Below are 9,558 nucleotides of genomic sequence, written 5' to 3' on the forward strand. Positions count from 1 at the left end.
GATAGCATCAGACCACTATTTTACGCATATAAGCCCCATGGAACTGATTGATTTTATACTACATGTTGATGACCATTTACTCGAGTTCATTACCAATTATGGCGTATGGATTTATGCAATTCTGTTCCTGATTATTTTTGTTGAAACCGGTTTAGTGGTCATGCCCTTTTTACCGGGTGACAGTCTTCTGTTTGCAGCAGGCGCGCTCGCTGCGTCAACAGGTGCCATGGATCCATGGGTTTTGGTGATTTTGCTGTTTATCGCTGCGGTCTTGGGCGACACGCTGAATTACCATATTGGTAAATATATTGGCCCACGTGTCTTTGAAATTGAATCACGCTTCATTAACCGTCAACATTTGGTCAATACGCAAAAATTCTTTGAAAAACACGGTGGTAAAACCATTATTTTTGCCCGCTTTATTCCTTTTGCACGAACCTTCGCGCCTTTTGTCGCAGGTGCAGGCAGCATGAACTATAAGTACTTCCTGACTTTTAACATGATTGGTGCGATTTGTTGGGTTGGCTCATTTATCACTTTGGGTTATTTATTTGGCAATATGCCCATCGTGAAAGATAACTTCACCCATCTGATCTTCGGCATCATTATTATTAGTGTTTTACCGGGCGTGATTGGTTTTATTCGAGCAAAATTAAAGAAATAAACCGATGTGGTGAACGCCTTTAAGCAAAAAAGCGTAAAACCACGGGAAACATACATAAAATCAGCATCAGGGCCGATCCTTTATACAGAAGATCGGCCTTAATTTTTTGGGTCTTACCGGCCAAAATCGTCCGTCCAAATGACATCCAAAACAATGCAACTGGTAGCAAAACCACGCTAAATACAGCGAAAACCAAAATAAAATTTAATGGGCTAGCCCAAGTTTCAATTGGGAAAATACCTGCAGCAAAAAGCAACGCTTTAGGATTTTTTAACGAGGAAATAAATAATTCACGTGGTTGAATTGAAGGATGTTTTTGATTGTACTGATGTAAATGCGTCGATTTCCACAAATGAAAAGCCAACCATAAAACATAGGCAATACTGAGAAAATGTAGCAAGTGAATTAAATTCGGCCACACTGGAGCGCTTAAATGAATAATCAACGCCCACAAATTAATGGCATAGAAATAGCCCAATAATTCTGCAGGAATCAGCATGCACGTCTTTGCAATGCCTTGTTGATGTGCAGAGCTTGCCATTAGTGCATTGCTAGGTCCCGGCGTCATCATCACCGCAATCATTGCCAATACAAAAAGCCAACTCTCAATCATGAATACCCAGACAATGTTTCAAAGCGCACACCTTAGCCGAAATGAATTTAAAAAAACAAGTACGCACTAGGTCAGTTTTATCCTTGTACAAGTCAATGCACTCACGCTGAATGTTCAATACCAGAAGGAGGTATTGAAATACACCAATAATATTTAATTTAATTTTTTCATAGATTTAAATATTTTATTGGCTCTAAATAGTGCAGTTTATTTGGCTCAAAAAAAATGCCAATAGACGCCTCGCCTACTGACAAATTTTATTACACTTTTCTCATAGCACAGGCCTGAGCCCCTGCTCATGATCCGTTTATGATTTTGCTGCGGTAGCCGAATTTGCGCGAACGATAATCGGACAACCTTTAAATTTTGCTGCCTGTACAATCGCTTCTTGCTCACCTAGAACGCGTGAAAGCTCGGTACGTTTGGTATTTGAAGATTGTCCCATATTGACCGAAATACTCGGACCAATTCCCCAACCTCCACGGCTGCCCCAGCCACCACCGAGGCCAACACCGACACCAACGCCTGTGCGCTTCGGTGTTTCTACACCATTTTGAATATAGTCGTGGATTCGGTTGTATTCGCTTTGCAATTGTTGGCAACTCAAAGACTGATACTGTGTAGGTGAAACATAGCTTGGTTTAGGCGTACTTGCACATGCACCCAATACAACAGCAGTGAAAGCAACTAGACCACATTTAAGTGCATTCATACTTTTCTCGATACTACTTTTGCTCAATTTCATTGAACAATGATTGATAGGCTTGCGTCAATTTATGATCTGCAGCCAAATGGATTAAAGGTTGATTTTTATGATGCGATTCTTTCATCAGCACTGAAGGCGGTAACATGCTGTCCAATACAGGAAGACCTTCATCTTTGAGTTGTTGTACAACTTCACGCGGCAACTTCGCCTGTGCCTGAAATTGATTGACCACAATGCCTTCAATTTCTAAATGATCATTATGATCATCCTGCGTTTCCAACACATTTTCGATCAGTGTCTGTAAGGCACGTTTTGAAAACACATCGCAGTCAAATGGAATCAGCACGCGATCTGCCGCAATCAGCGCAGATAAAGTAAAAAAGTTAAAGGCCGGAGGTGTATCAATAAATACCCGATCATATTGACCGCTCATCTGCTGCAAAGCATCGCGGAGTTTGTAAATTTTATGCTTAGATTCTAAGGCATGTGCCAACGCGCCTAAATTTGGACTGGCAGGAATCACATCTAAACGTGGATACGGCGATGCATGCACATAACTTTCCAAACCTTTGGCACGACCTTTCAAAATCGAACCGATGGCATTTCCCAACAAACCTTTACTTTGTTGTGTCCCCAAGACTTCTTCAAAATAATTTTCAATATTGGGTTCAAGTGCAGGCTTATCTGCCGAATACGTCGCATCATCCCCCAACAAATATTGACTTGAATTGGCTTGAGGGTCGAGGTCAATCACCAAAGTTTTTAAACCTTGGTGCGCGCTTATCGCAGCTAAATTGACCGTAATACTCGATTTCCCCACACCACCTTTTTGGTTAAATACCACACGCGTACGCATTCAAAACCCTCTAATCTTTGTTTTTCTACTCAAGCCTTGAAATCGGCCATGTGGATAAGCCATTTATCCAAAAACTGGTTTGATTATAACCAATGTAATGATGAAAATAAGTGCAACAGCTGCAATAAATAAGCCCGCACGGCGCTGAACCAATAAAACACTGTCATCTTTCTTATAAGCTTTAGATAAAGAAGACAGCAGCGCCAAAAACAGTACAACTTTGGCATAGAACCATGGCTGCACATCAAAGTTTTTCATAAACAATAAGATAATTCCTGTTACGGCAATTAGTGTCATTGAGCCATGTTGCAAAGCAACAAAAAACTTCCGACCTGCTGGATTGGGTAAATTGCCCTGCGTCCCTTTAAACAGCGTAAAAGCACGAATGAAAATGGCAGCACAGCCTAAAGCCACGCCACACATATGAATGATTTTAATGATTAATTGCGTTTCCATGGCTCACCTTAAGATGACTTAGGTGCATGCGCACATTCAGGGCTAGTAGTGTCTTGACCATTCCATTCTTCGGGTAAAAACGCATGAATGGCCAAAGCATGAATTTGCCCCGGACTAAGTAAATCACCGGCTGCGGCATAGACTTTTTGATGACGTTGCACCAAACGCAAGCCTGCAAAAGCCTCACTCACGATCACAGCTTTAAAATGCGACTCTTTACCTGGGAAATAACCACCATGACCTGCGGACTCATTCACCACTTCAAGATGTGTAGGCGCTAATGTCTGTAGACGCTCAATTAATTGCTGTTCTAAACTCAAAACGGCTCTCCCAAATTCAAAAAAAGGTTCAACTGATCTTAGTATAGCCTGTATTTGTTGAAGTTCTTGTGTCGCAAAGTTGCTGAAACCATCTGAATTGCATGATTTCATCAAAATGGAAGCCTTCGACCTGCAAAAATCTTCCGAATTTCAAACAAATTGTTTTTATTTTATGCAAACGATGCACAGATTTTCATAAAGTTATTGACCTGAAAAATCCTTAATGTATTATACGTGGCTATGCGGGAATAGCTCAGTTGGTAGAGCATAACCTTGCCAAGGTTGGGGTCGGGAGTTCGAGTCTCCTTTCCCGCTCAAAATTTTTTCATTCGGTTTTTTATTTAAAAAATTGGATAGACTCCGCGGGAATAGCTCAGTTGGTAGAGCATAACCTTGCCAAGGTTGGGGTCGGGAGTTCGAGTCTCCTTTCCCGCTCCAAATTTTTTTCGATTCAGTTTTTTAGTAAAAAAACAGGATAGACTCCGCGGGAATAGCTCAGTTGGTAGAGCATAACCTTGCCAAGGTTGGGGTCGCGAGTTCGAGTCTCGTTTCCCGCTCCAGATTTAAAAGGCCCTAGTCGAAAGATTAGGGCTTTTTTATTGTTGATTTAATTGATATTTATTCATCTAATTAGAATTATTTACTAAAGCCTACTTATAAATTTTACTGCTCAGCTCTATATTCAGTGCCCAAAATGTGACCATTATGTGCCACACCGTATATAAATCACTTTAAATGACCTCAAACGCTACTCAATTACATACAATTTTAGACTGTTTAGATTTAAAATCGAGGCCTAAAAAATCGAATTTCCCCCCCAAATTTGAACTTATTTCTTAAGTTTGTGACCAATCACTTTTCTAAAGTGACCATCGGTGACCAAAATTTTTACCTAAAAAAGCTCATTTTTAGATATTCATCTAAGTTTTAAATAAATCAATTCAAATTATCTAGATAAATTTTAACGATCGTTCAAATTTCATATCTACTTTGTGACCAATCAAGATTTCAAAATGACCATCGGTGACCAAACTACTCTTCACTGGACTGATTATTAATATTTTTTTTAAAAATCAATAAATCTCCAACCTCTACCTCTAGTGCTGTGCAAATCTTATCAATTGTCTCAAAATCAATTCTTACAGACTCATCATTATAAAGTTTATGTAAAGTAGATTTATTAATTCCAGTGCTTCTAACCAGATCAGCAACTTTTAGCTTTCTTTCTGCCAACAAAACTGCCAAGTTTGAAATAATCATAAAATTTCCTAGTTAAATAATAAAAAGTGCTTGCAAAGACATAAAAATATGATAATTTACGTTTTAGGGATAATTTTTCCTATTTAACTAGTAAAAAATCAGAGGCTTTTATTATGTCATATACCTATCTTACAGCCCAACAGCTGGCTGAAAAAATTCAGTACGACGCTCGTACTATTCGCAATCAACTTAAAGATAGCGTCTTCATTGAAGGTGTTCACTATATTCGTCCTTTTGGTGGACGCAAGATTCTCTTTGTCTGGGAGCGTATCGAAAAGGAAATGCTGAAATTTACAGGTTTAAGCATGGATGCTCTTCAATAATTGACTATAGAGGAACTATGAATATGGCTAGCATCCGCGAACGAAATGGAAGGCTCATTGCTGACTTCCGTTATATGGGTATTCGATGCAGAGAAACAACGAGCCTTGAAGATAACGCATACAACCGAAGAGTACTAAAGAAGCGTCTAGAACAACTGGAAGCTGAAATCACTTTAGGTACTTTTGAATATGAAAAATATTTTCCTAAAAGTAAAAAAATTGATGACTTCAAAGAAAAACGTAGTCAACAAATTGCAGTACAAACACAAGTGCCACTTTTCAAAGATTTTACAGCTTTGTGGTTTAAACAGAAACAAATTGAATGGAGAGGTTCTTATCAACAAAAAGTAGCGATTGTCATTAAAAATTACTTGTTACCTGCTTTTGGTAATCTTGTTTTAACAAAAATTAAGAAGTCAGACTTGCTGAACTTCCGTGCCTCTCTCGCCAAAGTGACACACGGAAAAAATCAAACAAGTCTGAAAGCATCTAGGATTAATCAAATCATGACGCCTTTACGTATGATACTGAATGATGCGGCTGAACGATACGAGTTTGAGTCGCCTTATAAAAATATTAACAATCTGAAAGAAAGTAAAATTGAAGTCACACCTTTTTCTCTGGAGGATGTACATAAAATTATCACCACGGTACGTGATGACTTTAAACCTTATTACACCATCCGCTTTTTTACGGGCATGCGTACTAGTGAAATTGATGGCCTTCAATGGAAGAACATTGACTTACCACGCCGTGAAATTCATATCAGAGAAGCGTTAGTAAATGGGGAACTTGGTGGAACCAAAACTTATGGTTCTGACCGTACCATACAAATGAGTGATCGGGTTTATCAGGCCTTTCTACAACAGAAAAGCTTAAATAATGGTAAATCCAGTTTTGTCTTCTGTAATCGTGATGGTGGGCCTCTCGATTATCGCTTGGTAAGCAAGCGTGTCTGGCATCCCCTGTTACGCTTTTTAGGGCTAAAGCCCCGTCGTGCTTATCAAACACGCCATACAGCAGCAACACTCTGGCTGTCGGCAGGCGAGAACCCGGAGTGGATCGCACGCCAGCTGGGACATTCAACCACTGAAATGCTGTTTCGGGTCTATAGCCGTTACATCCCCAATGTTACACGTCGCGATGGCAGTGCTTTTGAAGCCATGCTAGAAAAACTCAATACAGAGGAGCTTGCACATGAATAGTAAGGCTTTCTTTGGTGGTGTGGTCGTCAGCCCAGAAGCAGATATGGTCGCTCGTGAATTAATCTATGAGCTACAAATTCCCAAACTGCACAATCTGGCCTTTTTGCTGAAAGTTAACAAATGTTTCGATGACCATCAGGCGTTGAGACTTTGGCTACAGCGAATGCTAGATGATGGACAAGCCCATTACGATGATTTAGCCCAACAAGCCCGTATCCGGTTAATAAATCTAGCTCCCTGATCTAATAAATATACAAGGTCATCAAATTGATGACCTTAGCCCCTTAAAGCTGAAATAAATTGTACAGATAAAACAATTAGAGTAAGGGAGTTTGCACTTCTGCGTAGTGATAATGGAAAAGAAGAAGTTGCAGTAAGCAATAATGAACCCACATTTCATCCAATTCCAGTGGCAACGGCTGAGGATGTGGCTTATCGGAAAGCCTGCCAGTAATTTTTCATGATTGTGTTCAATTGACAAGGAATGATGATGACTTATATTTTCTGCATAATGATTGTCCTCACCATTATTTATTTTGGATGGTTGAAATCTTCTCGTAGACAGCAAAGAAAAGCCAGATTGCAAAGATTGCGACAACAATCTGTTCAAGATCGTGAGCATCAATCCGTGCAGGATGCCAAACGTCAATCTTTTCAGGATATTGTATCTTCAAGTTCCTATATCAATACACTTGATCAAAGTGATTCTAACACTCGTCATTCAGGTGAGGGCGGCGCATTTGGTGGCAGTGGTGCTTCTGGTTCATGGGATAGCACATCATTTTCCGATTCTTCCGGTTCCGATGGTGGTGGAGATAGCGGAGGCGGAGATAGTGGCGGTTCAAGCGATTAAAATGCAGTCTACAGCATGCCCACTTGCGTTACTCTTGCATCTTGTTAAAGTAGCGACTTGTACAGAATAATGTTGCAAAAAATATAGCTATTCATTTGAGTGCATACATCAAAAGGACATAAAATGTTTGCCAAAATACTGATATTTATCATTGCTTTACTTCATGTTTATATTTTGATTCTGGAAATGTTCCTGTGGGACAAACCCGCTGGCCGAAAAGCTTTTGGTCATACTGCTGAACAGGCGAAAGTAAGCAAAACATTGGCTCAAAATATGGGGCTATACAATGGCTTTTTGGCTGCTGGATTGTTCTGGTCATTAGTGGCTGGATCGATTCTTTCTTTTCCGGTGGCGAACTTCTTTTTAGCATGTGTATTCATCGCCGGTGGTATATGGCGGTGCAACAGCAAATCGGAAAATTATTTTTATTCAGGCTGTACCTGCGTTGCTTGCATTAATTTTATTGAATATTGGGCTTTAACCGCAAAGTTGAGGTCTTCCTTAGATTGTGATGGATAAACCTAGATGATTGGATGTATTTAGGTTTAGGGAATCTTAGATCAGCTTATGTATTTTTCATTGAAGAAAATAACAAGTCGAGTTGTTAATCCATTAGCATTGATTTTAAAACAAAACCCTCTCATCCAACACCATTTCTGATGCGATATAGAGAGGATTTGTTTTATCGTAGCGCTATGCTAAAAATTATTTTTTCGGCATAGGTCCAAGTTTTACGCCATCCGGATAATATTTCCAGCCATCACGAATTTTGATTTTGTCATCCCAAGGTAATTTATACTCTCCTTTGGCCAGATCTTCCACCCAAGTCAGGTAGTTGGCTTTTTCACCACCAGGTTTTCCGACATAAGCGCGGCAACCCAGATTGAAAATATTATTTTCAAGTGCCCAGTTCTCACGTGCCTGATCTACCAAACGTGGGAAAAGTTCTGCGGTCACAATTTCCCAGGGGTTACGATGGCCTTGCTGAATGACATTACCATCATAATTGCAGATAGTACCTTCACCGAAGTAATAGAATACATTGTCATAACCTGCGAGATTGACAGAGACAGTGTACATTAGGTTTTGCCAAGCATTGGTTCTATTGGTCCAGATCCACTGATCGTTGACTTGTGTAGAATAGCCGGAAATCCGAATATAGACATTACATCCTTTATAGGCTGCTTCACGGGCCAATTCTGGGAACATGCCGTCATGACAGATACATACTGCTAGTTTTGAACCTTTTGGTCCATCACATACCGGCATACCGTAATTGCCAGGAGACCACGGTTCAATCGGTACCCATGGTTGTAATTTGCGGTAATGTAATGCAATTTCCCCTAGATTATTGACAATAATGGCTGTGTTATAAGGTGCTTTGCTCGGATCTTCATTTTTTTCCATCAAGGAAAATACTGCCCATACATCATTTTTCTTACAGGCATCTTTGAATTGCTGGATTTCCGGGCTTTCGATGGTTAATAGCATTTCATCATAAGTCCAGATTGCCGTATTTAGGCCCTGAGTTGAATACTCTGGAAATACAATTAAGTCGAGATCTGGATAGCCTGCCTTGGTATTGGCCAGTGCTGTACAAATCCTGTCAACTTGCACTTGTATATCTTCAGGTCCCTTGATCACAGGTACTGGATATTGGATTGCTGCAACAAGTAGGGCCTCTTCTGAAGCACTTACACTTCCGGTACTCGCCATGAGAATTCTCCTGTTTTTGGTCTACACTTTTGAAATAAGGTGCGTTGTTTACCTATGCAGTTAAATTCTCATTTTTCTATTATTTTGATAATACGTAATATGACTTATATGGGTGAAAATTTAGTCTTATTATTTTTTAATTATTTCAAAGCATTGGGTGATAGAAAATCACTTAAGAAATACAAAAAAACTGCCCCAAAATGATTTTAGGGCAGGGTATTCGTGGGAAAAATTTAAAATTGACCAGAGCCAGATTTACAGCTCATTTGCCTCAAGACGACCATTTTTATTGGCATCAAAATGCTTGAACAATAGTTTTGCATAGGCATCTACATCTTTACTGCTGATGGTTGCCTTATTATTTGCAATGGCTTTGAATTGTTCGGTGAAAATAGTTTGATATTCTGCTTTTGCTTTTTGCAGATTTTCATCATAGCGTTGCATGAACTCTGTGACATATGATATACGCTGAATTATCAGGAGACTTTCCCTTGGGAGATTCTAGGCAGCCAACTTATAAAAGTCTTCGGCCATTTGATTTGGTGTCTTAAAACCCAAACCCTTTTGAATTCTTCGATGATTATAA

General features: G+C 39.6%; 13 protein-coding genes, 3 tRNA genes and 1 pseudogene. 9 read left to right on the plus strand and 8 right to left on the minus strand.

The window, feature by feature from the left end; translation table 11 throughout:
* Positions 1–37 precede the first annotated feature (37 nt).
* The gene (locus FTU37_RS08245) at positions 38–664 is read left to right on the plus strand and encodes a DedA family protein (protein ID WP_078191514.1); all 627 of its coding nucleotides are present in this window, start codon (positions 38–40) and stop codon (positions 662–664) included.
* A gap of 19 nt (positions 665–683) precedes the next feature.
* Here FTU37_RS08245 and FTU37_RS08250 read toward each other — a convergent pair whose 3' ends face one another.
* The 5 genes from FTU37_RS08250 to FTU37_RS08270 all read right to left on the minus strand — a co-directional run bounded on the left by FTU37_RS08250 (position 684) and on the right by FTU37_RS08270 (position 3,615).
* On the minus strand, positions 684–1,277 hold the full coding sequence (locus tag FTU37_RS08250) for a LysE family translocator (protein WP_168378830.1): 594 nt from the start codon (positions 1,275–1,277) through the stop codon (positions 684–686).
* A 307-nt stretch (positions 1,278–1,584) separates the two neighbouring features.
* Positions 1,585–1,989, minus strand: a complete 405-nt coding sequence (locus FTU37_RS08255; protein ID WP_078191516.1) for a hypothetical protein — start codon at positions 1,987–1,989, stop codon at positions 1,585–1,587.
* Positions 1,990–2,002: 13 nt separating this feature from the next.
* Positions 2,003–2,839, minus strand: coding sequence for a ParA family protein (locus FTU37_RS08260; RefSeq protein ID WP_180003554.1), 837 nt, complete (start codon positions 2,837–2,839; stop codon positions 2,003–2,005).
* A 63-nt stretch (positions 2,840–2,902) separates the two neighbouring features.
* Complete coding sequence (locus tag FTU37_RS08265) at positions 2,903–3,295, minus strand: SirB2 family protein (RefSeq protein ID WP_180049492.1); 393 nt, start codon at positions 3,293–3,295, stop codon at positions 2,903–2,905.
* Between the two features lie 8 nt (positions 3,296–3,303).
* Positions 3,304–3,615 (minus strand): BolA family transcriptional regulator, encoded by a 312-nt coding sequence (locus FTU37_RS08270; protein WP_180039831.1) that lies wholly within the window; start codon positions 3,613–3,615, stop codon positions 3,304–3,306.
* A gap of 242 nt (positions 3,616–3,857) precedes the next feature.
* Here FTU37_RS08270 and FTU37_RS08275 point away from each other — a divergent pair.
* The 3 genes from FTU37_RS08275 (at position 3,858) to FTU37_RS08285 (ending at position 4,175) form a co-directional block, all read left to right on the plus strand.
* Positions 3,858–3,930, plus strand: a tRNA-Gly gene (locus tag FTU37_RS08275).
* Between the two features lie 47 nt (positions 3,931–3,977).
* Positions 3,978–4,053: transfer RNA gene (locus FTU37_RS08280), tRNA-Gly, on the plus strand.
* Positions 4,054–4,099: 46 nt separating this feature from the next.
* Positions 4,100–4,175: transfer RNA gene (locus FTU37_RS08285), tRNA-Gly, on the plus strand.
* Positions 4,176–4,647: 472 nt separating this feature from the next.
* On the opposite strand, the gene FTU37_RS08290 is transcribed toward FTU37_RS08285, so the two are convergent.
* Positions 4,648–4,875: a helix-turn-helix transcriptional regulator gene (locus FTU37_RS08290; protein WP_005401914.1), complete on the minus strand. Its 228-nt coding sequence runs from the start codon at positions 4,873–4,875 to the stop codon at positions 4,648–4,650.
* Between the two features lie 113 nt (positions 4,876–4,988).
* On the opposite strand from FTU37_RS08290, the gene FTU37_RS08295 reads away from it, so the two are divergent.
* The 5 genes and pseudogenes from FTU37_RS08295 (at position 4,989) to FTU37_RS08315 (ending at position 7,737) form a co-directional block, all read left to right on the plus strand.
* Positions 4,989–5,198: a hypothetical protein gene (locus FTU37_RS08295; RefSeq protein ID WP_005401915.1), complete on the plus strand. Its 210-nt coding sequence runs from the start codon at positions 4,989–4,991 to the stop codon at positions 5,196–5,198.
* A gap of 23 nt (positions 5,199–5,221) precedes the next feature.
* The gene (locus FTU37_RS08300) at positions 5,222–6,403 is read left to right on the plus strand and encodes an Arm DNA-binding domain-containing protein (protein WP_039890980.1); all 1,182 of its coding nucleotides are present in this window, start codon (positions 5,222–5,224) and stop codon (positions 6,401–6,403) included.
* Complete coding sequence (locus FTU37_RS08305; RefSeq protein ID WP_114836484.1) at positions 6,396–6,644, plus strand: hypothetical protein; 249 nt, start codon at positions 6,396–6,398, stop codon at positions 6,642–6,644. Before FTU37_RS08300 ends, FTU37_RS08305 begins: the two co-directional genes overlap by 8 nt.
* 348 nt (positions 6,645–6,992) lie before the next feature.
* On the plus strand, positions 6,993–7,256 hold the full coding sequence (locus FTU37_RS08310; protein ID WP_180124161.1) for a hypothetical protein: 264 nt from the start codon (positions 6,993–6,995) through the stop codon (positions 7,254–7,256).
* A 123-nt stretch (positions 7,257–7,379) separates the two neighbouring features.
* Positions 7,380–7,737, plus strand: a pseudogene (locus FTU37_RS08315) (DUF1304 domain-containing protein).
* Between the two features lie 224 nt (positions 7,738–7,961).
* Here FTU37_RS08315 and FTU37_RS08320 read toward each other — a convergent pair.
* Entirely contained in the window at positions 7,962–8,972 is a 1,011-nt protein-coding gene (locus FTU37_RS08320) for a formamidase (protein WP_004756684.1), read from the minus strand.
* A 255-nt stretch (positions 8,973–9,227) separates the two neighbouring features.
* Positions 9,228–9,416, minus strand: a complete 189-nt coding sequence (locus tag FTU37_RS08325) for a hypothetical protein (RefSeq protein WP_257225242.1) — start codon at positions 9,414–9,416, stop codon at positions 9,228–9,230.
* Positions 9,417–9,558 lie beyond the last annotated feature (142 nt).

The organism is Acinetobacter sp. YH12097, assembly GCF_013419225.1.
In the GTDB taxonomy this organism is placed as follows: domain Bacteria; phylum Pseudomonadota; class Gammaproteobacteria; order Pseudomonadales; family Moraxellaceae; genus Acinetobacter; species Acinetobacter amyesii.

Excerpts from the sequence above, each read along its gene's own strand:
- FTU37_RS08245 (WP_078191514.1), top strand. The coding sequence starts at position 38 with ATGGAACTGATTGATTTTATACTACATGTTGATGACCATTTACTCGAG.
- FTU37_RS08250 (WP_168378830.1), bottom strand. The coding sequence starts at position 1,277 with ATGATTGAGAGTTGGCTTTTTGTATTGGCAATGATTGCGGTGATGATG.
- FTU37_RS08255 (WP_078191516.1), bottom strand. The coding sequence starts at position 1,989 with ATGAATGCACTTAAATGTGGTCTAGTTGCTTTCACTGCTGTTGTATTG.
- FTU37_RS08260 (WP_180003554.1), bottom strand. The coding sequence starts at position 2,839 with ATGCGTACGCGTGTGGTATTTAACCAAAAAGGTGGTGTGGGGAAATCG.
- FTU37_RS08265 (WP_180049492.1), bottom strand. The coding sequence starts at position 3,295 with ATGGAAACGCAATTAATCATTAAAATCATTCATATGTGTGGCGTGGCT.
- FTU37_RS08290 (WP_005401914.1), bottom strand. The coding sequence starts at position 4,875 with ATGATTATTTCAAACTTGGCAGTTTTGTTGGCAGAAAGAAAGCTAAAA.
- FTU37_RS08295 (WP_005401915.1), top strand. The coding sequence starts at position 4,989 with ATGTCATATACCTATCTTACAGCCCAACAGCTGGCTGAAAAAATTCAG.
- FTU37_RS08300 (WP_039890980.1), top strand. The coding sequence starts at position 5,222 with ATGGCTAGCATCCGCGAACGAAATGGAAGGCTCATTGCTGACTTCCGT.
- FTU37_RS08305 (WP_114836484.1), top strand. The coding sequence starts at position 6,396 with ATGAATAGTAAGGCTTTCTTTGGTGGTGTGGTCGTCAGCCCAGAAGCA.
- FTU37_RS08320 (WP_004756684.1), bottom strand. The coding sequence starts at position 8,972 with ATGGCGAGTACCGGAAGTGTAAGTGCTTCAGAAGAGGCCCTACTTGTT.
- FTU37_RS08325 (WP_257225242.1), bottom strand. The coding sequence starts at position 9,416 with ATGCAACGCTATGATGAAAATCTGCAAAAAGCAAAAGCAGAATATCAA.